General features: G+C 73.8%; 22 protein-coding genes. 14 read left to right on the top strand and 8 right to left on the bottom strand.

The genetic code is table 11. The features are described 5' to 3' along the window. Positions 1-438: a response regulator gene (locus ACI784_RS20580; protein WP_457014715.1), complete on the bottom strand. Its 438-nt coding sequence runs from the start codon at positions 436-438 to the stop codon at positions 1-3. Positions 439-556: 118 nt separating this feature from the next. On the opposite strand from ACI784_RS20580, the gene ACI784_RS20575 reads away from it, so the two are divergent. From ACI784_RS20575 to ACI784_RS20565, 3 genes are all read left to right on the top strand, one after another. Beyond that, positions 557-1,231 carry a response regulator gene (locus tag ACI784_RS20575; protein ID WP_456925495.1) on the top strand — a complete coding sequence of 225 codons (675 nt, stop codon included), beginning with the start codon at positions 557-559 and terminating at the stop codon, positions 1,229-1,231. Between the two features lie 148 nt (positions 1,232-1,379). Further along, the gene (locus tag ACI784_RS20570) at positions 1,380-3,053 is read left to right on the top strand and encodes a putative bifunctional diguanylate cyclase/phosphodiesterase (protein WP_457014714.1); all 1,674 of its coding nucleotides are present in this window, start codon (positions 1,380-1,382) and stop codon (positions 3,051-3,053) included. 216 nt (positions 3,054-3,269) lie between these two features. Further along, positions 3,270-4,835: a PP2C family protein-serine/threonine phosphatase gene (locus ACI784_RS20565; RefSeq protein WP_457014713.1), complete on the top strand. Its 1,566-nt coding sequence runs from the start codon at positions 3,270-3,272 to the stop codon at positions 4,833-4,835. A gap of 386 nt (positions 4,836-5,221) precedes the next feature. Here ACI784_RS20565 and ACI784_RS20560 read toward each other — a convergent pair whose 3' ends face one another. The 4 genes from ACI784_RS20560 to ACI784_RS20545 all read right to left on the bottom strand — a co-directional run bounded on the left by ACI784_RS20560 (position 5,222) and on the right by ACI784_RS20545 (position 9,808). After that, positions 5,222-7,819 carry a valine--tRNA ligase gene (locus ACI784_RS20560; protein WP_457014712.1) on the bottom strand — a complete coding sequence of 866 codons (2,598 nt, stop codon included), beginning with the start codon at positions 7,817-7,819 and terminating at the stop codon, positions 5,222-5,224. Positions 7,820-8,095: 276 nt separating this feature from the next. Beyond that, positions 8,096-8,851, bottom strand: a complete 756-nt coding sequence (locus ACI784_RS20555) for a DUF427 domain-containing protein (RefSeq protein ID WP_456925491.1) — start codon at positions 8,849-8,851, stop codon at positions 8,096-8,098. 88 nt (positions 8,852-8,939) lie between these two features. Further along, positions 8,940-9,401: a DM13 domain-containing protein gene (locus tag ACI784_RS20550; protein WP_457014711.1), complete on the bottom strand. Its 462-nt coding sequence runs from the start codon at positions 9,399-9,401 to the stop codon at positions 8,940-8,942. A gap of 155 nt (positions 9,402-9,556) precedes the next feature. Next, positions 9,557-9,808 carry a hypothetical protein gene (locus ACI784_RS20545; RefSeq protein WP_457014710.1) on the bottom strand — a complete coding sequence of 84 codons (252 nt, stop codon included), beginning with the start codon at positions 9,806-9,808 and terminating at the stop codon, positions 9,557-9,559. Between the two features lie 400 nt (positions 9,809-10,208). On the opposite strand from ACI784_RS20545, the gene ACI784_RS20540 reads away from it, so the two are divergent. The 5 genes from ACI784_RS20540 to ACI784_RS20520 are packed head-to-tail and all read left to right on the top strand — an operon-like array spanning position 10,209 to position 15,164. Further along, a complete protein-coding gene (locus tag ACI784_RS20540) occupies positions 10,209-11,165 on the top strand; it encodes an SMP-30/gluconolactonase/LRE family protein (RefSeq protein WP_457014709.1) in 957 nt (318 codons plus the stop codon). A gap of 5 nt (positions 11,166-11,170) precedes the next feature. After that, the gene (locus tag ACI784_RS20535) at positions 11,171-12,373 is read left to right on the top strand and encodes a bifunctional GlcG/HbpS family heme-binding protein/cupin domain-containing protein (protein WP_457014734.1); all 1,203 of its coding nucleotides are present in this window, start codon (positions 11,171-11,173) and stop codon (positions 12,371-12,373) included. A gap of 2 nt (positions 12,374-12,375) precedes the next feature. Then, positions 12,376-13,992, top strand: coding sequence for an SMP-30/gluconolactonase/LRE family protein (locus tag ACI784_RS20530; RefSeq protein ID WP_457014708.1), 1,617 nt, complete (start codon positions 12,376-12,378; stop codon positions 13,990-13,992). Beyond that, positions 13,989-14,537, top strand: a complete 549-nt coding sequence (locus tag ACI784_RS20525) for a peroxiredoxin family protein (protein ID WP_457014707.1) — start codon at positions 13,989-13,991, stop codon at positions 14,535-14,537. Before ACI784_RS20530 ends, ACI784_RS20525 begins: the two co-directional genes overlap by 4 nt. A 21-nt stretch (positions 14,538-14,558) precedes the next feature. After that, on the top strand, positions 14,559-15,164 hold the full coding sequence (locus tag ACI784_RS20520; protein WP_457014706.1) for a YetF domain-containing protein: 606 nt from the start codon (positions 14,559-14,561) through the stop codon (positions 15,162-15,164). Here ACI784_RS20520 and ACI784_RS20515 read toward each other — a convergent pair. Continuing rightward, a complete protein-coding gene (locus ACI784_RS20515) occupies positions 15,161-15,382 on the bottom strand; it encodes a hypothetical protein (RefSeq protein ID WP_456925483.1) in 222 nt (73 codons plus the stop codon). The genes ACI784_RS20520 and ACI784_RS20515 overlap by 4 nt on opposite strands. Positions 15,383-15,518: 136 nt before the next feature. On the opposite strand from ACI784_RS20515, the gene ACI784_RS20510 reads away from it, so the two are divergent. Then, positions 15,519-16,232: an RNA polymerase sigma factor gene (locus ACI784_RS20510; RefSeq protein WP_456925482.1), complete on the top strand. Its 714-nt coding sequence runs from the start codon at positions 15,519-15,521 to the stop codon at positions 16,230-16,232. A 71-nt stretch (positions 16,233-16,303) separates the two neighbouring features. Next, positions 16,304-17,041, top strand: a complete 738-nt coding sequence (locus tag ACI784_RS20505; protein WP_457014705.1) for an SDR family NAD(P)-dependent oxidoreductase — start codon at positions 16,304-16,306, stop codon at positions 17,039-17,041. Positions 17,042-17,082: 41 nt separating this feature from the next. Here ACI784_RS20505 and ACI784_RS20500 read toward each other — a convergent pair whose 3' ends face one another. Beyond that, positions 17,083-19,335: a LuxR C-terminal-related transcriptional regulator gene (locus tag ACI784_RS20500; RefSeq protein WP_457014704.1), complete on the bottom strand. Its 2,253-nt coding sequence runs from the start codon at positions 19,333-19,335 to the stop codon at positions 17,083-17,085. A gap of 222 nt (positions 19,336-19,557) precedes the next feature. Here ACI784_RS20500 and ACI784_RS20495 point away from each other — a divergent pair, with 222 nt between their 5' ends. The 4 genes from ACI784_RS20495 to ACI784_RS20480 are packed head-to-tail and all read left to right on the top strand — an operon-like array spanning position 19,558 to position 23,618. Further along, complete coding sequence (locus ACI784_RS20495; protein ID WP_457014703.1) at positions 19,558-20,235, top strand: hypothetical protein; 678 nt, start codon at positions 19,558-19,560, stop codon at positions 20,233-20,235. Beyond that, entirely contained in the window at positions 20,232-21,053 is an 822-nt protein-coding gene (locus ACI784_RS20490) for a glucose 1-dehydrogenase (protein ID WP_456925478.1), read from the top strand. The genes ACI784_RS20495 and ACI784_RS20490 overlap by 4 nt, the downstream gene beginning before the upstream one ends. Then, on the top strand, positions 21,050-21,982 hold the full coding sequence (locus ACI784_RS20485; RefSeq protein WP_457014702.1) for a cyclase family protein: 933 nt from the start codon (positions 21,050-21,052) through the stop codon (positions 21,980-21,982). Before ACI784_RS20490 ends, ACI784_RS20485 begins: the two co-directional genes overlap by 4 nt. Positions 21,983-22,001: 19 nt before the next feature. Beyond that, entirely contained in the window at positions 22,002-23,618 is a 1,617-nt protein-coding gene (locus ACI784_RS20480; RefSeq protein ID WP_457014701.1) for a GMC oxidoreductase, read from the top strand. A 52-nt stretch (positions 23,619-23,670) separates the two neighbouring features. On the opposite strand, the gene ACI784_RS20475 is transcribed toward ACI784_RS20480, so the two are convergent. Next, positions 23,671-24,456: a flavin reductase family protein gene (locus ACI784_RS20475; RefSeq protein WP_457014700.1), complete on the bottom strand. Its 786-nt coding sequence runs from the start codon at positions 24,454-24,456 to the stop codon at positions 23,671-23,673. Positions 24,457-24,703: the final 247 nt, after the last annotated feature.

Genomic DNA, 24,703 nt, shown 5'->3' with positions numbered 1-24,703 from the left:
TCAGCCGGACAGCAGGCGGCGGACGACGTCGGCCGCGCCGGGCACTCCCACGACGAGGTGGCCCTGCACGCACCGGCGCAGCAGCGTGGGCAGGTCGCCGGACACGGAGCCCTTGACCAGGTAGGTCGACGCGCCGGCAGCCAGCATGCGCGTCCAGGTCGAGGGATCGGCCTGCGCTGAGAGCCCGGCGACGACCGGCCGGTGCGGGAGCGCCACCAGTCGCCTGACCACGTCCGGGCCCCCGCCCGGCATCCGCACGTCGGTCACCACGAGTGCCGCCCGGTGGTCGCGCGCGGCCGTCACGGCGTCGTCGCCGTTGGCCGCCCGTCCGACGACGCGGAAGTCGGGCTCGTCGTCCAGGAGTTCGGCCAGGGCGTGTGAGACGCGGGAGTCGTCATCCGCGACCACGACGGTGATCTCGCCGCGGGCTCCGGTCACCGGGACACGGTCGCGCACCCGGCGCCCGGTTGTCCTGATGCAGGCGCACCGCCTGCGCTGGCACCCCTGCACTACACGCCCGGGACCCGGGTCGTCCGGTGCGTGCAAGACTCGGATCGTGAGCTCGCCCGAGGCACCCGACGGGCCCACGTCCACCCCGGTCCGGATCCTGGTCGTGGACGACCACCCGGTGTTCGCGGCCAGCCTGGCGCAGGTCCTGCAGGCCGAGCCGGACCTCCTCGTCGTCGGTCAGGCGACGTCCATCGCCGAGGCGCGCGCGCTGGTGGGTTCGGTCGTCCCGGACGTCGTCCTCCTGGACCACCGGCTGCCCGACGGCGACGGGGTCGGTGCGATCGCGGACCTGCACCGCATCCGCCCCTCGGCGAGGGTCGTGGTGCTGACCGCCTCGACGTCCGACCGCGTGCTCGTCGCCGCGATGGAGGCCGGCGCCGCCGGTTTCATCGCCAAGACGCAACGGCTCGACGACGTCATCGCCGGCGTGCGGGCGGCGGCCCAGGGCGAGTCCGTGGTCAGCGCGAAGCTGCTCACCCGGCTCCTGCCGCGTCTGCAGCGACGCAGCGGCGGGGGCCGCGCCGAGCTCACCGAGCGCGAGCAGGAGATCCTCGACCTGCTGGCCCTGGGGTTGTCCAACGCCGACATCGCCCAGCAGCTGACGATCAGCGTGCACACCGTCCGGAACCACGTGGCCAACCTCTCGGCCAAGCTCGGGGCGCACTCCAAGCTCGAGGTGCTGGCCATCGCCGTCCGGGAGGGCCTGGTCAGCAGCGGCTGAGGGGTGACCGGCCGCGGGGGGCTCGTAGTGCATGCGCACCAGGAGGTTGGCACCCGCGCATCTGGCCGCGCCTGCCGGTCCTGGCGAGCCTTGAGGCCGGGGGCGCGGAGCCGTGCCCTGGAACGCCGGCAGCACGGGAGTGGGACAGGTGGCCAGGTCACAGGACGGCGGAGCCGGGGGGCCGGGCGACACCGCCACGGACGGCTCCGGCCGGCTGCCCGACCGGGCTGTCGTCGTCGACCGGCTGACCGAGGCCCTGACGAGGGCCGGCCACTCGACCGCCGTCCTGCTGGTCGACCTGGACGACTTCAGGATGGTCAACGCCTCGCGCGGGCACGGCGTCGGCGATCGGCTGCTCGACGCGGTCGGCGCGCGGCTGCGGGCCAGCGTGTCCGGCCAGGAGACCGTCGGCCGCATCGGTGACGACGAGTTCGTGGTCGTCTGCCAGGACACCGGCGAGCACTCGGCACACGCGCTGGCCTGCTTCCTGCGGAACACCCTGTCCGACCCCTTCTGCATCGACGGTGCCGCGGTGAGCGTCACGGCGTCGGTCGGTGTCGCCGCCGCACCCGCGGGGGCGGCGGTCACGGCCATGGACCTGCTGCGCCAGGCCGACTCGGCCGTACACGCGGGGAAGCGCGCCGGCCGCGGGCGGGTGCACGTCCACGACCGGGCGCTCCACGAGGGCGAGGCCGACCGGTACGCGCTGGGGGCGGACCTGCCGGCCGCGCTGGCGCGCGGTGCACTGGACGTCGAGTACCAGCCCGTCGTGGACCTCCGGACGGGAGCCGTCGTCGGCCTGGAGGCACTGGCCCGCTGGACGCACCCGGAGCGAGGGCCGGTGCCGCCCAGCGCCTTCGTCCGCGTGGCCGAGCTGACCGGGGTGGCCCCGGACCTGGACCGCTGGGTCATCCGGCAGGCGCTGCGGGACATGGCGCGTCTGCGCGCGGCAGGCGCCGTGCCGGCCGACGCGTACCTCGCCGTCAACCTGTCGGCGGCCAACCTGACCGACAGTCACCTCTTCGACCGCCTGCTGGACTGGACCTCCGACGCCGGGGTGCCCGCGGAGCAGCTGGTCCTCGAGATCACCGAGACGGCGATCATGCACGACCCCCGCCTCGCCGCGCGGCTGCTCCGCCGCCTCCGCGAGGCGGGCATCCGGGTGGCGATGGACGACTTCGGCATGGGCTACAGCTCCCTGGCGAGCCTGCGCGACCTCCCCGTCTCGGCGCTGAAGATCGATCGGAGCTTCGTCGCCGACATCACCGACCAGCGGGACGCGCTGGCCATCGTCGCGTGGATCATCGACCTCGCCCGGGCCCTGGGGGTCGATGTCGTCGCCGAGGGCGTGGAGACCGCGGAACAGGCTGCCCTCCTCCAGGGACTCGGCTGTGGCACCGGCCAAGGCTGGCTGTGGGGTCCGGCCGTCCCCCTGACCGACCTGTCGAGCTTGCGCGAGTGGCCGCTCCCCGCGGCGCGCGGGGCCGTCGACCGAGCCAGGGCCACCAGGCGCGGGAGGTGCGACACCGCCGACGCGCACGGCGTCGCGAGACTGCTCGAGCTGCACCGGGACGGGGCGTCCATCGACGCGATCGCCGCGGCGCTGGACGCCGAGGGCTTCCGCACCCCGGCAGATCGACGTTGGCGCCCCTCGAGCGTCGCCCGGCTCATCTCCCAGCAGATCCGCCGCCACGTCCAGGGACCGGGCGGGAGCCCGAAGGCCCGCCGCTCCGCGTGGCCGCCCGGTACCGCGACCGCGTCCCACCGCCGCGGCACCCGCTCGGACGTCCGGCCGCCGGAGCCGACCGACCCCGGCGGGTAGCGCCGGTCCACGGCAGTGCGTTCTTCGACGGGTCCGTGCGAGCGATCGACGGCGACCGGTCGCTGCGCGACCGCGGACGCTGCGACGCTCGAGGGTGCCTGCCCGCGGGCCGGCTCGGCCCGGGTGCGGAGCCGGGATGGCGCCGCGTCACCGAGCCCGGTGTCCCGCGTGCTGGACCACGGCTGCGAGACCCCCGAGCGGTACGGTTCGCCCACCATGATCCGCAGCACGCCCCGCCGGGTCGCCGCCGTCGTCGCCGTCGTCGTCCTCGCGGTCGCGGCGCTGCTGGCCGTCCTGGCCGGACAGGTCAACGCCGCCGCCGAGGCCGACTCCCTGCAACGGCAGGTCGACCAGGCCGGCACCGTCCTGACCACCCAGGTGACGGTGCTGACCACCCAGCTGGCCGACGCCGGTGAGGTCGCCACCGCGACGGACGCCGACCCCGGCGCCTTCCAGCGGTTCGCCGCTCGGATCTCCGACTCCACCGGCATGACGCTGTCCCTGTGGCGAGTCGGCGACGGCGGACAGGTCGAGCAGCTGAGCGTGCAGGGCCCGGACCCGGCCGGTCCCGACCGCGAGGGGTTCCCCGCGTTCCTCACCGCCGTGCCGACCGACGGCACGCTCGCGGTCACCGGCATCCTGCCCGGCGAGCCGGCCCGGCTGGGCTACGCGCTGCGGCCGGGCGGCGACGCCGGGCTGGTGGTCTACGCCGAGGCGCCGCTCCCGCCCGACCGGCGCGTCCAGGTGCCGCCCGACGAGGCGTTCGGCGGCCTGGACTTCGCCGTCTACCTGGGCCGCGACGAGGCCACCGACCAGCTGCTGTACTCCACCGGCCCCGTACCGATCGGCGGCCACACCGAACGCACCACGGTGCCGTTCGGGGACACGGCGATCACCATCGTCGGCGCGTCCCGGACGAGCCTGACCGGTGACCTGTCCTCCGCGCTGCCCTGGATCGTGCTGGGAGTGGGGCTCCTGCTGGCCGGGGGCGCGGCCGTGGTCGCGGCCACGCTGTTGCGACGGCGGGCCGAGGCCGAGCGGCTGGCCGCGGACAACGAGCGGCTCTACCGGCAGCAGCGGAGCATCGCCGGCACGCTGCAGCAGGCCCTGCTGCCCGAGGTGCCCACGGTCGACGGCATCGAGGTGGCCGCCCGGTACGTCGCCGGCGTCGACGAGCTGGAGGTCGGCGGCGACTGGTTCGACGTCCTGCCCTGCGGACCCGGTCGCTGCGTGTTCGTCGTCGGGGACATCTCCGGTCGCGGGCTGCCGGCGGCCACCACGATGGCGGAGCTGCGCTTCGCGGTGCGCGCCTACCTCACCCAGGGCGACGACATCCACGTCGTCCTCGCCAAGCTGCGCCGGCTGCTCGACGTGGGGACCAGCCACCAGTTCGCGACCGTGCTGATCGGCGAGCTGGACGTGACCGCCGCCCGGCTGCGCGCGGTCTCCGCCGGCCACTTCCCGCCCGTGCTGCTCACCGGGAGCAACGCCCGGTCCCTCACGATGCCCGTGGCCCCACCGATCGGCGTGGTGGACCCGGACCCGCCGCCGGCGGCCGAGTTCACGGTCCCGGCCACCGGCACGCTGCTGGCGTTCACCGACGGTCTGGTCGAGCGCCGCGGCGAGGTCATCGACACAGGGCTGGACCGGCTGCGCGCCGCCGGCGCCGCGGCCCTCGACGGGCAGCCACTGGGGCAGACACTCGACGGACTCATGCGAGCGCTCACCGCCGACGACGGACGGGACGACACCGTGCTGCTCGGCATGCGATGGACGGGATGAGCGGCAGGTCTCAGGCCCGGGTCTGCACCTGTCGTTCCCCGGTTGTCCCACGACGGCGGTTGCCCGATCGTGGACATGACGACCGAACGCACCAGGGGGTGGAGGGATGACCACGCCAGGACCAGCATCGGCAGAGCACCCCGAGGTCCCCCCGCCGACCGGAGACGCCGTCCCCCTCACCACCGAACCGGATCCCGCGGCCGCTCAGGGTCCCGACCCCCGAGACGCCGACCGCCCCGCCGGGGTCTACGCGGACGCGGAGCGGGCCGATGTCGCCGAGGACGAGGCGGAGGCGGCTCGCCGGCATCGGCGGTAGGAGGTCTCCCCGCCGGAACGGCCCCCGCTGTGCTCGGTCGGGCTGACGGGACGTGGCCCTGCGACCCCGGTCAGGACGCCTCCAGGTCCTGGAGCTGCTGGCGCAACCGGGCGACGGCGGCCCCGGCGGCGGCAGCGCGGTCGCGCGTGGCGGCGACGACGTGCTGTGGCGCCTTGGTGAGAAAGCCTCCGTCGGCCAGCCGGTGGGCGGTCTGATCACGTTCCCGCTCGGCGGCGGCCAGCTGCTTGCGGAGTCTGAGGATCTCGACGTCGACGTCGACGGCGCCGGACAGGTCGAGGCCCACCCGTGTCGCAGCGGTCGTCACGACCGCCAGCCCGGCGGGCAGCTGGTCGGCGGCCGTGACCGAGAGGTCTGCGAGCGCTCCCAGCTGCGGCGCCCAGAGCGCCAGCTCGCCGACCATCGTCGCCGGGACCCTCCTGCCGGGCCGGAGACCTTGCTGGGCGCGGAATCGGCGCACCTCGACCACCAGCTCCTGGAGCCGGCGCAGCTCCGCCTCGGCGGCGGCGTCGTGCGCGCCTGCGCCGGTCGGCCAGCTCGCGGTCACCACCGTCGTCCCCCCGGTCAGCGCCCGCCACAGGACGTCGGTGACGAAGGGGACCACGGGGTGCAGCAGGCGCAGCAGCGTGTCGAGACAGCGCCCGAGCACCAGGCGGGTCCGCTCCGCGGCCGCACCGCCCTCCCGGAGCGGGACCTTCGCCAACTCGATGTACCAGTCGAACAGCTCGTCCCAGGCGAAGTGGAAGAGAGCGTCGCAGGCCTTGGCGAACTCGAAGCCCTCGTAGAGGACGTCGACCTCGTCCCGCAGCCGGCTCAGACGGGACAGGATCCACCGGTCGGGCACCGACAGGTCGCCGGGCAGTTCGCCCTCGGGTACCCGTGCGCCGTTGAGCGAGGCGAAGCGCGTGGCGTTCCAGAGCTTGTTCACGAAGTTGCGGCTGCCCTGCACCCACTCCTCGCTCACCGGCAGGTCGACGCCGGGGTTCGCGCCCCGGGCGAGGGTCCACCGCAGCGCGTCGGCGCCGTAGGCGTCCATCCAGTCGAGCGGGTCGACGACGTTGCCGGCCGACTTGGACATCTTGCGGCCGCGGCCGTCCCGTACCAGCCCGGTGATCGCCACCTGCCGGAACGGCACCTGCGGCTGGACGTAGGTGCAGAGCATCATCATCCGGGCCACCCAGAAGAAGATGATGTCGTAGCCGGTGACCAGGACGTCGGTCGGGTAGTAGCGCTCGAGGTCAGGGGTCTGCTCCGGCCAGCCGAGCGTGGACGCCGGCCACAACGCCGAGGAGAACCACGTGTCGAGGACGTCCTCGTCCTGCACCCACCCCTCCCCCGACGGTGGCTCCTCGTCCGCATCGGGCACCACGACCTCTCCGGCGGGGCCGTACCAGACCGGGATCCGGTGCCCCCACCACAACTGGCGGCTGATGCACCAGTCGTGCATGCCCTCGACCCACCCGAGGTAGCGGTCGGCCATCGCCGCGGGCACGAACACCGTGTCTCCGGCCCGGACCGCGTCGGCGGCCCGCCGGGCCAGCGGGGCGACGCGGACGAACCACTGCAGCGACAGCCGGGGCTCGACCACCGTGCCGCAGCGGGAGCAGTGCCCGACCGCGTGCACGTACGGGCGCTGTTCCTCCACGATCAGCTGCTGCTGTCTGAGCGCCGCGACGATCGCCGGGCGAGCCTCGAGGCGGTCGAGGTCCTGGAACGGGCCGGGCACGGTCACCACCCCGCGCTCGTCGAGCACGGTGATCGACGGCAGCCCGTGCCGCAGTCCGATCTCGAAGTCGTTGGGGTCATGGGCCGGGGTGACCTTCACCGCGCCGCTGCCGAAGGTCGGGTCGACGTGTTCATCGGCGACGACAGGGATCTGGCGACCGGTCAGCGGCACGGTCAGCAGGGTGCCGACCAGATGCGTGTAGCGGTCGTCGTCGGGGTGCACGGCGACGGCGGTGTCCCCCAGCATCGTCTCGGGCCGGGTGGTGGCCACGGTCAGCGGCCCATAGGAGATCGAGACGAGTTCACCGGCGGTGTCGCGGTGCTCGACCTCGATGTCCGACAGCGCGGTCAGGCACCGTGGGCACCAGTTCGTGATCCTCTCGGCGCGGTAGACCAGTCCGTCGTCGTGCAGGCGCTTGAAGACGGTGCGGACGGCACGGGAGAGCCCCTCGTCCATGGTGAAGCGCTCCCGGCTCCAGGCCAGTCCCTCCCCCAGGCGCCGCATCTGGCCGAGGATCCTGCCGCCGTACTCCTCCTTCCACTGCCAGACCCGCGCGACGAACGCCTCGCGGCCCAGGTCTCGACGGCTCTTGCCCTCCTTCGCCAGCTCCCGCTCCACGACGTTCTGCGTGGCGATCCCGGCGTGGTCCATCCCCGGCAGCCACAGCACGTCGAAGCCCTGCATGCGCCTGCGCCGGGTGAGGGCGTCCATGAGCGTGTGCTGGAAGGCATGACCCAGGTGCAGCGAGCCGGTCACGTTCGGCGGCGGGATGACGATCGCGAAGGGAGGCCTGCCGGAGGTCGGGTCGGCCTCGAAGACCCCGAGATCCATCCACCGCTGATAGGTCGGTCCCTCCACCGACGCCGGGTCGTAGGCCGGGCCCAGCTCGGACGTCGAGAACGGAGAGCGCTCGGGGCCACCCATGGTCCGAGCCTAGGAACACCCGGGCCGAGGGGGGGATGCCATCGCGGCCGTGCGGGTGGGCCTGCAACCTGCTGCGGTGGTTCCGGCTGCTCGCGGAGGGCGCCGGACGCGCAGCGCCCGGTGCACACCCCTTCTGCACTCCGCGGCGAACTCCCCGCCGGCGACCGGGACCCACACCACGGTGGGCCAGGGATGCCTCGGGCACTCGTCGTACGCCATCGCCGCCGGCATCTCCTGCGCCGCACGCAGCCGGTGCAGCGCGCGGAGCTGCCCCGGTCAGACGAAGCGTGTGTGGGCTCGGGGCAGGGGCACACCGTCGACCTCGATGTCGACCTTCTCGTCGTAGAAGGCGACGAGGCCGGCGATCGGCAGCAGCTGCCGGGTGGGGAAGGAGTAGGACCAGGCGATGTCCTGGTGGGCCTTCGGCGTCTCGCCCTCGACCCGCAGCGACCAGTAGTCGGAGGTGACTCCCTTGTACGGGCATGCCGTCCGCGTGTCGGTGCGGACGAGGTGCTCGAGGGCCACATCGGTGCGGTGGATGTAGTAGCGGGTGAGCAACCCGGTCTCGAAGACCAGCACGGGGCTCCTGGTGTCGGCGAGCAGGCGACCGTCCAGGTGCACACGGACGTGGCGGTGCGACGGCAGCGCGTCCACCCGCACGTACGGATTGCGAGGATGGACGAAGATCTGCTCGTCCTCCTCGTACCAGGCGTCGAGGGCGTTCCAGTCGAAGCGGGCGGTGCCGGCGATCCCGTGGACCGCGTCGGCGCCGAAGACACGCACGCTGGCGGGACGTTCCTCGCTCCCCGCCCGCAGACCGTACCGGCGGGCGGTTCCGCGCTGGAGGCGCAGTTCGCGGCCCTCGTCGACCAGGACGGCGTCGTCGACGTCCTCGAGCGGGATGTAGTACTGGGGGTAGTAGGGGAACTCCCAGACGTAGCGCGCACGGACCGAGTCGAGGACGGTGCGGCCGCCCAGGGTGGCCCTCACCCGGCGCGGTGCCGGCTCGATGCGGCCGGCCTCGGCCGCCATGACGGGGTGGTCGCGAGCTGGTGTTCCTGACGGATGCGGCATGACTTCTCCAGGAGGTCTGCTCGTCCCGCGGCCCGGCGGGCCGCGGTCACGTCGACGGGCCGAGGTCGGCTGCACCGAAGGGGACGTCGAAGCGGTCGCACCAGACGACGACGCTCAGGTAGGCGGTGCTGTCGACGTCGGCGGGGACGGCGTAGTTCTGGTCACCGATGTTCCCCCTCAGCGGGCCCAGGCTGACGTGGTCGTCGTCGAAGGCCTCGTCGGGGCCGAGGGCCGGGTTCTTGGTCAACCAGACGACCAGCAGCGGGCCGTTGGAGGTGGCGAACCCCTCGAACCGGACGATCACCCGGCCGTCGGGCAGGCGGAGGAGGCGAGCGGTGCCCTCGGTCTCGTGCTCGCGAGAGGTGAAGCGGCCCGAGGCCAGTTCCAGGGGCCGCGCCGCGGCGGTCGAGTCGGTCGATCCAGGAGCCGGCGACCCCGTGGCGGCCGCGCTGGGCAGCACCTCGTCGACTCGCTGGTCGTACAGCAGCTTCTGGGGCTGGAACCACACGAGGGTTGCGGCAGCGAGGACGGTGAGCGCGCCTGCCGTCAGCCACCCCCATCTCCTGCGCCTGCCCGGGAGGCGCCCCTGGGGTCTGCCGGAGCGGGCGGGCTGCTGGTCCATGCGACCAGGAACTCCATCGGCACGGGTCATGACCGGTGTCCTCAGGCGGCCTGCAGGATGTCGCCCGACGGGACGCCGGAGGCCGCGGCGAAGGCGTAGGGGTGGGCGAAGGCGTAGCCGGCCTGATCGGGATCGGCCTGCAGTTGGAGGCACACCCCGGAGCTCCAGTTCCAGACGACGACCACCGCGTTGCTGGTGCGCTGGTCCCAGAACAGCGCCACCTCGACGGCGCCCTGCTCGCGGCGGGCCAGCTCGAGAAGCCCGGCCGCCCCGTTCCTCGTGCTGCTCGACATGACCCACCACTCCTGACCGTCCTCGACGTTCGCCCGTGGCGAGGGAGCCTCGGGGGTCGGCGGCCCGCCGGAGCGGGTGCCTTTCCACTCCCTTGGTCGGAGCAGCAGCCCGGTGGTTACACGCCCGGACCGCCGAGATCTCCGCTCGTGCCGGCCCACGGCAACGCCCGGCTCCTGCCACCGACCACGCCGTCGGGACCCTCCCGGCACGGGCGCCGCTCGTGACGGTCGCCCTCGGGCGACCGCCGGTGAAACGCCCGAGGGCGATCCCGGACAACGACTGCACGAGCTCCCGCGGAGTGGCGAGGGCGGCGACTGGAGGGACCGACATGGGTTCTCACGGCAGCAGGACCGGCGCCGCGCGAGCGGCGGATGGAGCGCACGACCGGTCCGGTGAGCGGTGACCCACCTCTTGGCGGACGCCTTCCTCCCCGCCGACGCAGGTCTCGCCGCCGTCGTGGGCTCCCGCCCGTCGCTGTCGGTCCTGGCCCGGTGCGACGCGCACGAAGGCCCGACGTACCTGGACGGCGCCCTCTACGTGACGACGGTGCCGAGCGGCCGGCCGCCCGCGGCGCTGGTCAAGCGGGTCGCGTCGGACCGCGACGAGGCGGATCGCGGAGCCGACGGGGGAACCGCGGTGCCGGGGAGGACCGTCATGCCGAACGGCATGACCGCGTGGGCGTCCCGCCTGCTGGTCTGCGAGCAGGGCGGCTTCGACTCCCCGGCGCGGCTGTCCGCCCTCGACCCCCGCACCGGGGCCACCACGGCCCTCGTCGAGGACCACGACGGGTGTCCGTTGAACTCCCCCAACGACGTCGTCGTGCGCCGGGACGGGACGATCTGGTTCACCGACCCCTCGTACGGCCACCTGCAGCACTTCCGGCCGAGCCCGGTTCTGCCCGATGCGCTGTACCGGTTCGATCCGATGACCGGTCGGCTCCAGATGGTCGCCGACGACCTCGACAAGCCGAACGGGCTGGCCTTCTCCTCCGACGAGACGGTGCTCTACGTCGCCGACAGCGGCGCGGTCCAGGGCCCGGGCAGCTACCACCCGGACCGACCGCACCACGTCTACGCCTACGACGTCGTCGGCGGGAACGCCCTGGGATCCCGTCGCGTCCTCGACGTCGCGCCCGCGGGCGCCCCCGACGGGCTCGCCGTCGACGAGGACGGCCGGGTCTACGTCTGCTGTGCCGACGGCGTCCGCGTCCTCTCTCCCGACGGGACGCTGCTCGGCCGCATCGCCGTCCCCGGCGGCGCGGTGAACCTCACCTTCGGCGGTCGCGCTCGCGACCGGCTCTTCATCACTGCGGACACGGCCGTGTGGGTGGCCGTCCTGAACACGAGAGGAGCGTGACCGCCATGACGGTGGTGCGCACGCGCAAGGTCCTGGACGGGGTCGGCGTGGACGCCGTGCTCACGGCCGCGGAGAAGCACGCGACCGAACACGGCTACCGGGTCGTCATCGCGATCGTCGACGCATCGGGACGGTTGCTCGCCCTGCGGCGTACCGAGGGCACCCAGGTCGCCAGCGACCAGGTGGCCATCGACAAGGCCCGGACCGCCGCGATCTTCGTCCGCCCCAGCCGGGAGATCGAGCAGCAGGTGACGGACGGGCGGTTGGGCGCCCTGGCCCTCTCCGGTGCGCGGGCACTCACGGGCGGCGTGCCGCTGACCGTCGACGGCCAGGTGGTCGGCGCGATCGGGGCCAGCGGCGAGACTCCCGACGAGGACGAGGCGGTCTCCGCGGCCGGCGCGGCCGCGGAGATCAGCACGCGCGAGGTCCCGGCGTTGAGCGTCACGGCCGCCCAGGTGGCCGTCCAGGCCGTCGCCGACGCGGCCACGGCCCGTGGCGTGGCCCCGGTCGCGGCGGCCGTCGACGCCGGCGGCGACCTGGTGTACCTCTGGCGCCCGGACGCGGCGCAGGTGGCCAGCGTCGGCGTGGCCACCGACAAGGCGCGCACCGCGGCGATCTACCGGCGGCCCAGCCGGGACTTCGAGCGGCAGGCCGCCGGTGGACGGCCGTCGGCCCTGCACCTGGCCGGCGCGGTGCCCCTGCAGGGCGGCATGCCCATCGAGGTGGACGGCCACGTCGTCGGCGCGGTCGGCGTCAGCGGTGCTTCCTCGGCCGACGAGGACCAGGAGCTGGCCGAGATCGGACGGGACGCCGGCCGGCGGGCCGCCTCCGGTGCCGGTGGTCAGGACGCCGTCCACATCCCCGCGGGCGACCTCGACGAGAAGTTCCGGCAGGGTGGCCTGCTCCTCGACACCGCCCGCTACAAGGTCGACGCCGGGCGGCGCACCGCACCGGGAGCGGTCGAGTACCACGCCGCCGTCGTCGACGTCATGCGGGTGGTCCGGGGCAGGGCCACGGTGGTCACCGGCGGCACGATGCGCTCCGCGCGAGAGGTGGGGCCGGGCGAGCTGCGCGCCGAGTCCATCGACGGTGGGACCACTCACGAACTCGGCGAGGGCGACGTCCTCGTGGTGCCGAACGGTGTGCCGCACCAGTTCGTCGACGTCTCGGACCCGTTCCTGTACTTCGTGACGAAGGTGGTGGCGTAGCCATGGCGGCTCCCGCGCCGATCAGGCCCAGCGCGACCGCCGACCTCCCCCGGCCCACGCAGCTCCTCCCCGGCGCCCCGGCCGCCGTGATCGATCTGCAGACCGACGAGGGCGCCGCGTCGACCGGTACGACCTGGCGGTACAGCGACGCACGGGTCGCGGAGATCGACTTCGTCGAGGTCGGCTCGGAGACCGACCCCCTCGGACCGGGCACCGTCCCGAATCGCACCTTCGACGTGCTGCCGCACGCCGGACCGGCCGACTTCGACGACTCCGACTGGCGTGTGCTCTCCCCCGCCGACACCCAGCTGCGCCTGGCCGGCGGGAGGGTCTGCTTCAACTGGTACCGGCTGAGCGTGACCGTGCCCGAGCGGATCGGGGACCTCGACCCCACCGGGTGCACCGTCGTCTTCGAGGTGGTCGTGGACGACTACGCCGAGGTGTGGGTCGACGGCCGGCTCCCCGTCGCCCTCGGGGACGCCGGAGGTCAGGTGGTGGCCGGGTTCAACGCTCCCAACCGGGTGCTGCTCACCGACGACGCCCGACCTGGGCAGACGTTCCGGATCGCGGTCTTCGGCGCCAACGGCCCCATCTCGGCGTCTCCCCGCAACTACATCTGGCTGCGCGGGGCGACGCTGGACTTCTACCGCCCCGAGCAGGCGCGGCGGACCGAGCCGGTCGACCACCGGGTCACGCGCGCGGACGCCGCCCTCGACGCGATCCTGGACCCCGGCGCGCAGCTCGAGCGCGTGGCCGGCGGGTTCGAGTTCACCGAGGGCCCCGTGTGGACGGCGGACGGGGCGCTGCTGTTCAGCTCGCCCAACACCAACCACATCTACCGGTTGAGCCCCCGGGGCCGGGTGACGGTGTTCCGCTCGCACAGCGGCTACGCGGGCGTCGACATCGGCCGCTTCGCCCAGCCCGGCTCGAACGGTCTGACCTTCGACCCGCAGGGGCGCCTGACGATCTGCCAGCACGGCAACCGGCGGGTGCTCCGCGTGGAACCCCACGGGGACGTCACCGTCCTGGCCGACCGGTACCAGGGCAGGCAGCTGAACAGCCCGAACGACCTCGTGTACCGCTCGGACGGCACGCTGTACTTCACCGATCCCCCGTTCGGGCTGCCCGGCGGCCACGACGACCCGAAGAGGGAACTGCCGTTCAGCGGCGTCTTCGCGGTCCGCGACGGCGCGGTCCAGCTGGTCGCAGAGGAGCTGGCGGGGCCCAACGGGATCGCCCTGTCGCCCGACGAGCGGCACCTGTACGTCGGCAACTGGGACCCCGCCCGCAAGGTGGTGATGCGGTACGACGTGGCGGTGGACGGCTCGCTGTCCGGGGGGCGGGTCTTCTTCGACATGACCGGCGCCGAGGGCGAGGACGCGGTCGACGGGATCAAGGTCGACCGGAACGGCACCCTGTACGTCTGCGGGCCGTCCGGCATCTGGATCCTCGCCCCCGACGGCCGGCACCTGGGCACGCTGCACCTGCCCGAGAGCCCGCACAACATCGCGTGGGGCGACGCGGACGGCCGCGGCCTCTACGTCACGGCGCTGACCAGCGTCTACCGCATCCGCACGAGCGTTGCCGGCGTCCGTCCCGGCACGGAGGAGGACCGATGAGCACCGGGCTGGACGTCGGGGCGACGCTGCGCGACTTCGAGTTGCCCGACGAGAACGGGACGACGTGGCGCCTGTCCCAGCTGCAGGGCTCCGACGCCATGGTCCTGCAGCTGGGCCGGGGCGAGCACTGTCCTCGGGAGCGCGCCTACCACCGGGAGCTGCTCAGGCTGCAGGAGATCCTCCCGATCGCCTTCACCTCACTGGTCACGGTCCTGCCGAACGACCTGCACGACACCCACAGGATGAAGAGCTCCACCGGCGCGTGGTGGACCTTCCTGTCGGACGGCGACCTGGAGGTCCAGTCCGCACTGCAGATCGACGAGTACACCGACCCCCACCACGCGGCGACCGTGCCGCACACGCTGATCCTGGCGCCGGGGCTGGTCATCGACCGCGTCTACTGCGGGTACTGGTACTGGGGGCGCCCGTCCGCCGACCAGCTCTGGCGGGACCTGCAGGATCTGTTCCGGCGGACCAAGGCCGACTTCGACCCCACCACCGACCGGGCGCGCGCGGCCTGGGACCGGGCCCGGGCCGCGGCATGACCTGAGCCGTCCGCGCCTGCCATGTCCGAGATCTGGACCCTCGACGTCCCGGCGGGCGAGAAGGTCGTCCGCACGATCGCCGTCTACGCCGCGCTCGCCCTCCTCCTGCGGGTCGCGGGGAAGCGGAACCTCGCACAGCTGAACTCGTTCGACCTCGTCGTCGTGCTGCTGCTCTCCAACGTCGTCCAGGACGCGCTCATCGGCCCGGACGACAGTGTGACCGGCGGGCTGCTCGCCGCCGCGGTCCTCATCGCGACCAACGCGGTGGTCGTCCGCGTCGTCTCCCGATCCGATCGGGCGGTGCGCTTGTTCGAGGGCGCCGACGTCCCGCTGATCAGGGACGGCCGGTTCCTGGACAGGCTCCTCCGGAGGGAAGGGCTGCGGCGCGCCGACGTCGAGGCCGCCCTGCGTGCGCAGGGCGCCGACGGTGCCGGCGACGTCGCCGAGGCCGCCCTGAGTCCCGGCGGCAGCATCGTCGTCTGGCTGAAGCCGGCCCGGATGTCCGCGACCCGCGCAGACGTCGACGCGCTCCACCGGCGGCTCGACGCCCTGCACCGGGCCGTCGAGGCCGTCGCCTCGGGTGCCCGCGGGAACGAGCACGGGGTCGGCTCGCGGAGGCCGGGCTAGGGGCTGGTCAGGACGTCGGAGGACTCCACGCCGACCAGTTCCAGGCCGAGATCGCGGATGCGGTCGAGGACCCCGAAGAGGGCGGCGGAGTCGACGCAGACCCCCGAGAGTGCCGTTCGACCCCCGTCGACGCCGGCGAGACCCAGCGGTTCGAACGCCGCGGCGAGGCGTTCGGTGAGGATCCCACTGACCGTGATCCGGTAGAACCGCTCGGGCATGCCGCCAGGGTGCGCCGTGGGGAGAGCCGGCGGCATCCACCGCGCCCTCATCTCACCCGGGTGAGATCGCCCTCGGGGGGAGGCATGCCCTCCCCTGCCGGACGAGGCTCACTCCCAGACAGCCCGGGGAGGGACGATGCCTTCGCTCAGCCGCCCGGCGCCGGTCGACCCGGACACCGCCGACCAGGACGCCGCCGAGAGGGAGACCGTGCCCGGCGTGGGTGCCGCACCGTCGGATGCGGAGCTGCTCGACCGGCTGCGCGCCGGGGACGCCGCCGCGTTCGCCGCCGTCGTCCACGCGTGGTCTCCGGTGATGCTCTCCGTCGCCCGGCGCTACGTCCACGACCGGCACGCCGCGGAGGACGTGGTCCAGGAGGCGTGGCTCGGGGTCATCAGCGGGATCGCGCGGTTCGAGGGGCGTTCCTCGGTCCGGAGCTGGACGTTCTCCATCCTGATCAACCGGGCGAAGAGCCGGTGGGAGCGGGATGCGCGCGTCGTGTCCTCCGCGGATCTGACCGGCTCGGCGCCGTCCGGGCCCACGGTCGACCCGGCCCGGTTCCAGGGACCGGACGGCGCCTACCCCGGGCACTGGACCTCGACGGGGGCGCCCCGGCCGTGGGACCAGCCCGAGGACGGCCTGCTCAACCAGGAGATCGGGCAGCGGCTGGAACGGGCACTGGCCGGATTGCCCGAGCGGCAGCGCCTCGTGGTGGAGCTGCGCGACGTGCAGGGCATGTCCGCCGAGGAGACCTGCGCGGCGCTGCGCCTGTCGGCCGGCAACCAGCGCGTCCTGCTGCACCGCGGCCGGGCCGCGCTGCGGGCCGCGCTCGAGGACTACTACGACGGCTGATGGCCGGTCCATCCTGGGGCGTGCGGAGGGCCTCACCCGCGAGGTCCCGGCGACGAGCCCCCGGGGGCCCCATGGACGACCTGTCCGGCAGCGCCGTGCTGGTCACCGGCGCGGCGTCCGGGATCGGCCGCGCCAGCGCGGTTCTCTTCGCCCGCGCCGGAGCTGCCGTCGCACTCGTCGACGTCGACGAGGACGGCCTCGCGGTCACCGCCGACCTGGTCCGCTCCTCGGGAGCGGAGGCGGAGGCGTTCGTCGCCGACGTGGCCGATCTCTCCGCCGTGGCGCGCGTGGTCGACGACACCGTGCACCGCTTCGGCCGCCTGGATGCGGCCCACAACAACGCGGGGGTGGCCGGCCCGTTCCTGCCGCTGGACGAGTACCCGCCCGAGGAGTTCCTGCGGGTCCTCCAGGTCGACCTGGTCGGCGTCTGGCACTGCATGCGCGCCGAGATCGCGCAGATGCGCCACCAGGACCGCGGCGCCATCGTCAACACCTCCTCGATGCTGGGTGATGCCGCCATGCCGGACAACGGCGCCTACATCGCGGCCAAGCACGGGGTCAACGGGCTCACTCGGGCGGCCGCTGTCGAGCTGGCCGGGACCGGCATCCGGGTCAACGCCGTCGCGCCGGGCGTCACCCGGACCGGCATGACCTCCGAGGTCAGCGCCGGGCTGCTGCAGCGGGTGCCGCTGTCCCGGATCGCCGAACCCGACGAGATCGCGGCGGTGGCGGTGTGGCTGTGCTCGCCGCAGGCGAGCTACGTCACCGGCTCCATCGTGATCGCCGACGGTGGGTGGCTCGCCGGATGACCGTCCGGGGACGCCGGACGGTCCGGGCCGACCAGCGGTCGTCAGAGCAGGTCCAGGGACCGGGCGCGCAGGACCGCGTCGTCCCGCGACTCGGCGCCCAGCTTGCGATAGATCGACCGCAGGTGCGTCTTCATGGTGTTCAGGCTGACGAACAGCGAGCCGGCCATCTCCCGTTGCGACATCGTCGTCGGGAGCAGCGCGAGGATGGCGAGTTCGCGCTCGGTGAGCCGGTCCGTCGGCGCCGCGGCGGACGGACGGACCCGACGGGCACGCTGCTGGCGGCCGAACCAGTTCCGGACGGTCGGACCGGGATCGGCACAGTGACGGAGCACCGCGGCAGCCGCGCTCAGCCAGCGCTCGGTGTCTGCTGCCCCGTCCGGTCCGGCGTGGCGCGCCGCCTCCGCCGCGGTGATGAGCGCGGCGGCCTGCTCGATCCGCCCGGCGCCGCGGCCGGCCAGCTCGGCAGCCGCACCGGCGGCGACCGTGGCGTCGTCCCACCGGCCGCGGGCCACGGCCAGCCGCGCCGCCGCCAGGGCGGGGAACATCGCGACGAAGTGGCCGTCGACGCGGGCGTCGGCGACGACGGCAGAGGTCCGGGCGAGCACCGCCTCGGCCGACCGCAGGTCTCCGGTGAGGACCGCGACCAGCGCCCGGGCCCCGAGGGCGTAGATCTGGGCGAGCCGGTTGTCGGTGTCCTCGGCCAGAGCCGTCGCGCGCCGCAGCCGCTCGTCCGCCTGCTTCAGCTCGCCCAGCCAGAGCGCGCAGTTCCCGCCCACCAGGTGCTGCACGGTGACGAGGAAGGGGTCGGCGCGCCGGCCCCGTAGGGCAGCGAGCCGCTCCCCGGCCCGCGGCAGGTCTCCGGCCTTGAAGGCGTGGAGCGCCCGGAGCACCCCGACGTGCACGTCGTCGGCGGCGACGGGAGCGGCGGCCGACAGCGCCGCACCGGCCTCGTCGAGCCTGCCACGGTCCATGTGCAGCCAGACCCGGGCGACGGTGAGCCGGGGGTCGGCGGCGACTTGTGCGGGGGGCAGCGCGTCCAGCCAACCCTGGACGGTCCGCAGGTGGCCGAGGTTGAACTCCGCCCGCCACGTCTCGCCGATCAGCGCCCCGGCGAGACCGAGGTCCCGGGACGCGATGGCGTGCCCGATCGCCTCGCCGGGCTTCCCGTGGTCCCGGAACCACTCGGCCGCCCGCCGGTGCAGCACTGCCGGATCCGCGAGCCGGGAGAGTTCCAGCTCGTACCGCAGCAGGTCGCGGAACAGCTGGTGGAAGCGGAACCACCGGCCCTCGTCGTCGAGCGCGCTCAGGAACAGGTTCGCCCGCTGGACCTCGTCCAGCATCCGGACGGCGTCGTCGCGGCCGGTCACGGCATCGGCCAGCGGCGCGCACAGTCGCGGCAGCACCGAGGTCTGGAGCAGGAACGCCCGCAGCCCTGGCGGCAGAGATCCCAGCACCTCCTCCCCGAGGTAGTCGACGACGTGCCGGTCCGCGCCGGTGAACCGGTCGATGAAGGCCCCGCGGGCCTCCCGGTCCGGGCGGTCCATGAGTCGCAGGGCCGCCAGCTGCAGCCCGGCCGCCCAGCCCTCCGTCCGCGCGACCAGCCGCTGCACGTCGTCGGCCGAGAGGTCGGGCACCGCCGCGCGGTCGAGCATGCGCGCCGCCTCCTCGGCGGTGAACCGCAGCTGCTCGGCCCGGATCTCCACCAGGTCACCGGCCACGCGCAGCCGGCTCAGCGACAGAGGTGGATCGGTCCTCGAGATGACGATCAGGTGCAGCGAGCCCGGTGCGTGGTCGAGCAGGGCGGCGACCGACCGGTGCACCGGCCGGCTGCCGACGACGTGGTAGTCGTCCAGGACCAGCACGAGGTCGGCGGTGGAGGCAAGTCCGTTGACGAGCACGGGCAGGACGTCGCGCACGACGTCGGCGCCGGCCGAGTCCAGGCGTCGCAGCGCCGCGGACCCGACGGAGGCGTCGGCCTGCTGCACGGCCAGGAGGAGATACCGCCAGAAGCGGGTCACGTCGCCGTCCGCGGCATCCAGGGACAGCCAGCCGCTCCGCACGCCGACCCCGCGCAGCCACTGCGCGACCAGCGTGCTCTTCCCCCAGCCGGCCGGAGCGACCACGAGGGTCAGCCGGGCGTCCACGGCTCGCGAGAGCCGCTCGTGCAGGCGCGGTCGCTCGATCGGGCCCGTCCCGAGCGACGGGACGAAGAGCTTGGTGGTGATGACGGGTTCCACGGAGGCGTCCTCGCGCCCGAAGGGCGGCAGCACCGGCTCCTCCCGCGCGGGTGCCACCGGCGACCTCTCGACCGACGAGAGCCTCATGGCCCGTCCCGCTCCCTCCCGGTGCACGCCGCTCCGGACGCCTCCGTCGGGTCGGGGACCAGCCTGACAGGCCTCCCGCCGGCGGGGGTAGGGCTCTCCGGCACCGGGTCACGCGGTCCATCGCCGGAACGCGCCCCGGGACAGGCCGGGATCCGGGTGTAACGCAACCGGGCACGGGCGGGACTCCGGGGCATGACGATGACTGCACCGCGGGTCCTGGTGGCCACGCGGACGAGCTGGCACCGGGTGGCCGAGCACGTCCTCGCCGCGGGTCAGTTCGCCGCCAGCGGCACCATCCGCCTGCGGCCCTGCCCGGGGGGCTTCGCCACCACGGTGGGGCTCGGGGATCGGCAGCTCGCCGTCGTGGGCGACGAGCTGCTGGTGATCCGCGGGGACACGCGACGTTCCCAGCCGCTCACCACCCTGGGGCGTGCGGCGCGGTTCGCCGGCGTGGAGCTCGGGCTGCGCGGCAGCTACACCCCGGCCACGCCGGCCGACCCCGACGCGCAGCTGCCGGTCGACCCGAGGGCCGCACGGCGGCTCGCCGACTGGTTCGCCCTCGGCGACGCCGCGCTGCGCCGCTTCGCCGAGCAGCTCGGCGAGCCGATGACACCGGTGCTCTGGCCCGAGCACTTCGACCTCGGCATCGCCGTCGGCGCCGTCAACTACGGCGCCTCCCCGGGGGACGAGGCGATGCCGGAGCCGTATCTCTACGTCGGGCCGCACGAGGGACCGCCGTCCGCCGACCCGTTCTGGAACGCCTCCTTCGGAGCCGCGTCCGGCGCATCCCGCATCGTCGCGATCGACCACGCCGTCGCCTTCTTCTCGGAGGGACGCCGACAGGTACTGAGGGACAGGAGCGGGACGTGAACGGTCTGCGGGGCAAGAAGGCGCTGGTCACCGGCGGCAGCTCGGGGATCGGCCAGGCGATCGCCATCCGGCTGGGCCAGGAGGGCGTGGACGTCGCGATCAACTACGTCGGCCCGCCCACGGGCGCCGAGGAGACCCGGGACGCGATCGAGCACGGCGTCGAGATCTGCATGAAGGAGATGTCGGCTGCGGGCACCCACCCGATCCTGGTCGCCGCCGACGTCTCGCAGGAGGAGCAGGTGGCCGCGATGTACGAGCGGGTGCTCGCGGAGTACGGCCGGGTCGACCTCCTGATCAACAACGCCGGCATCCAGATCGCCGCCGACAGCGACGAACTCCCGGTGGCCGCGTTCGACAAGGTGCTCGCGGTCAACCTGCGCGGCGCGTTCCTGTGCGCGCAGCGGGCGATCCGCTCCTGGCTGTCCGGAGGGAGCGGCGGCAGCATCGTGAACGTCTCCAGCGTCCACCAGGTCATCCCGAAGCCCCGGTTCGTCGGCTACTCGGTCTCCAAGGGCGGCATGCAGAACCTCACCCGGACCCTCGCGCTGGAGTACGCCGGCCGCGGCATCCGGGTCAACGGCATCGGTCCCGGGGCGACGGTCACGCCGATCAACCGGTCGTGGATCGACGACCCGGTCAAGCGGCGGATGGTGGAGAGCCACATCCCGATGCGCCGCGCCGGCGGGGCGGAGGAGATGGCGGCGGCCACCGCGTTCCTGTGCTCGGACGAGGCCGCCTACATCACCGGTCAGACGCTGTTCGTCGACGGCGGGCTGACCCTCTACCCGTCGTTCGAGACCACCTGGTCGTCGGAATGACGGCGCTGTCGCACCCGCCGTCCGTCGACGAGCGGACGGCGGGGTGGTTCCCGTCCCGGTGGGGACCCGACGACGAGGCCGGAGCGCTCAACGAGATCACCCCGGCCGGCGTCCTGGCCGCGGTCTCGCTGGTGCGCAGCGGTCGGGTGTTCGACCTCGCGCACGTGCTGCACGCCGACGTCCCCGCGTTCCCGGGCCGCACGTTCCGGTCGTACCTGACGACCAACTCCCACTACGTCAACCGTCGGCGGGCCGGCGGCAGCCCGGAGGGCTGGGGCCGGAACTCGGTGAACTGGATCGTCGAGCAGATCACCGCCACCCAGCAGATGGGCACCCACCTCGACGCCCTCAACCACCTGCAGGTCGGCGACCGCACCTACAACGGCCACCGGCTGGCCGACGTCGCCGAGGACTGGGGCACCAACCGGCTCGGCGTCGAGACGCTGCCGCAGATCGTCACCCGCGGCCTGCTGCTCGACATCGCCGCCGTCCGCGGCGTCGACCGGCTCGAGCCCGGCGACGTCGTCACTGTCGCCGATGCCGAGTCCGCGCTGGAGGGCCGGTCGCTGCGCCCGGGGGACGCGGTGCTGTTCCACACCGGCTGGGGCGGCTGGTGGGGCGTGGACGACGACCGGTACTCCGCGGGCGAGCCCGGGCCCGGCCGTGACCTGGCCGAGATGCTGGCCGCGTCCCGCGTCGCGCTGACCGGCTGCGACACCTGGAGCTACGGGCCGGTGCCGGCGGAGGACCCGGCCGAGCCGTTCGTCGTCCCGCAGACCCTCAACGTCCGGCACGGCGTCGTCGTGCTGGAGAACCTGCGGCTGGCCGAGGCCGCCGCCGCCGGGCTGCGCGAGTTCCTGCTCGTGGTCAGCCACGCCAAGCTGCGCGGCGCCACGGGAGCGTGGGTGACGCCGCTCGCGATCACCTGACACCGCGAGGAGAGGCACCATGACCGAGCACGCCGACGTTCTCGTCATCGGGTCCGGAGCGGGCGGGGGCGCCGTCACCTGGGCCCTGGCCCCCACCGGCAAGCAGATCCTGCTGCTCGAGCGGGGCGACTGGCTCCCCCGGGAGACCCAGAACTGGGATCCGCAGGCGCTCTGGGCCGACAAGCGCTACCACAACAGCGGGCAGTGGACCGACGGCGCCGACGGCCGCCGGTTCTCCCCCAAGCAGCACTACTACGTCGGCGGCAACACCAAGTTCTACGGCGCGATCCTCTACCGCTTCCGGGAACGCGACTTCGGCTCGGTGCAGCACGTGGACGGCGTCTCCCCTGCCTGGCCGATCTCCTACGCCGACCTCGCGCCCTACTACGACCGCGCGGAGCGGCTCTACCAGGTGCACGGCACACGGGGCGAGGACCCGGACGAGCCACCGGCGGACGGTCCCTACCCGTGGCCGGCCATCAGCGACGAGCCCCGGATCGCGCAGCTGCGCGCCGACCTGACCGCTGCGGGCCTGCACCCGTTCTCGCTGCCGAACGGCATCCTCCTCGACGAGGCGCAGCCCCACCTGTCGGCGTGCATCCGGTGCGCGACCTGCGACGGCTTCCCGTGCCTGGTCAACGGCAAGGCCGACGCACAGGTCATGACGGTGGAGCCGGCGCTGCGGCACCCCAACGTGACGCTGCGGACCAGGGCGCGCGTGGTGCGGCTGGAGACCGATCCCTCCGGGCGCAGCGTCAGCCGGGTGGTCGTCGACCGGGACGGCCGGCGGGAGGCGTACACGGCCGACGTCGTCGTCCTGGCCGCGGGGGCGGTCAACTCGGCGGCCCTGCTGCTGGCCTCGGCGAGCGACCGGCACCCGGCCGGACTGGGCAACGGCTCCGGGCACGTGGGCCGTCACCTGATGCTGCACAACAACTCGGGGCTGGTCGCGTTCTCGAAGACGCCCAACCCGACGCGGTTCCAGAAGACGCTCGGGGTCAACGACTTCTACTGGTCCGACCCCTTCGACCCCGACTGGGGGTACCCGGTCGGCTCCATCCAGATGAACGGCAAGAGCGACGCCGTCCTCATCGGCTTCGACGTCCCCGACGCGCGGGACCCGGCCGACCTGGCCCGCCACTCGCTCGACTTCTGGCTGACCACCGAGGACCTGCCGCTCGACGAGAACCGGGTGACCGTCGACCGCGACGGCGGGATCCGGCTGCACTACACCCGGACCAACGCCGCCGAGGTGGCCCGCCTGCGGATGCGACTGCAGCAACTGCTCGACTCGATCCGCTGCGAGCAGGACGTGTACGAGAACCGGCAGTACGCCGGCGGCCAGCTGGGGATCGGCGGGGTGGCGCACCAGAACGGCACCATCCGCTTCGGCCCCGACCCGACGACGGCGCCGCTGGACCTCCACTGCCGGATGCACGAGGTCGACAACCTCTACGTCGCCGACTCGAGCTTCTTCGTCTCCAGCACCGCGGTGAACCCGACACTGACGATCATCGCGAACGCGCTGCGGGTGGCCGACGAGATCGCCGACCGGCTCGGCGTCCGGACGTCGGTGGCGGACACGCTCGTGCCCGCGCCGCGGCGGCCCGACCTGGTGGTGGACCCGGCCCGCTGACCGCCGGCCCGTGTGCTGCCGGGGGCCGGGGCCCCCGGCAGCAGCCCCACACTCACAGGTCGACGGTGACCGCGGTCGTGGGCCGGGCGCAGCAGATCAGCACCAGCTCGCCGCCGGGCGCCTCGAGCGGTTGGGGCGCGTAGTCCACGGAACCGTCGATCAGGGAGGTCTCGCAGCGGTGGCAGACGCCGGTGCGACACGACCACCGCACCGGCACCTCGCAGGCCTCGGCGAGCTCGAGCAGGCTGGTCCACCGCGAGGGATCGAACGCCGTGGTGACGCCCGCCCGGGCGAAGGTGACCGGGGGTCCACCGGACGCGGGCGGTGTCGGCGTGCGGGCGGGCCGGCCGGTCGTGCCCCCCGCGTCCTGGACCGGACCGAACGACTCGACGTGGACGGCGTCCGCCGGCACCCCCAGGGCGTCCAGCATCCGGCGCACCCCGGCGGCGAATCCGTCCGGCCCGCAGACGTACGCGGAGAAGGACGCGTCCACGCCGAGGCCGGCCAGGGCCTCCAGAGAGAGCCGGCCGGCTGCGTCCCCCCGCACCGCTGCCTCCGCGGCCGTGTAGCGCAGGTGCCGCACCGCCGCCGGCATGGCCGACAGCGCGGCCTCGGCCTCCGCGGCGAAGGAGTGCTCGGCCGGCGAGCGGGCGACGTGCACCCAGATGACCCGACGCTCGGGATGGCCGGTGGCCTGGGCCAGCAGGCAGCAGAGCAGCGGTGTCACCCCGATGCCCGCGCTGATCAGCACGGCCGGTCCGGCGACGCCCGGGTCGAAGCCGAAGCCGCCCCTCGGGGCGGCGACCTCGACGGTTCCGCCGACGGGGAGGGCGTGCACCAGAGCGCTCCCCCGGCCCTCCCGCTTGACCGAGATCCGCAGCTCGGGACCCGCCGGCGCGGAGAGCGAGTAACTGCGGACCACCGACCCGTCGGCATCCGCCAGGCGCAGAGGGACGTACTAGCTGTACTGCCCATGAGCGTTGTTGACGGCGCCGAGGCCTGATCCAACGAGGAGACCTCCGAGCGAAGGTGTGGGTGCTGACGCCACGCCCGAATGCTCGGAGGTCTCGTGTCCCACGCTAACG

The organism is Geodermatophilus sp. SYSU D01186, from assembly GCF_054050215.1.
Note: the sequence above shows the minus strand (reverse complement) of the source record. Positions and strands in the feature narration are given on the sequence as shown.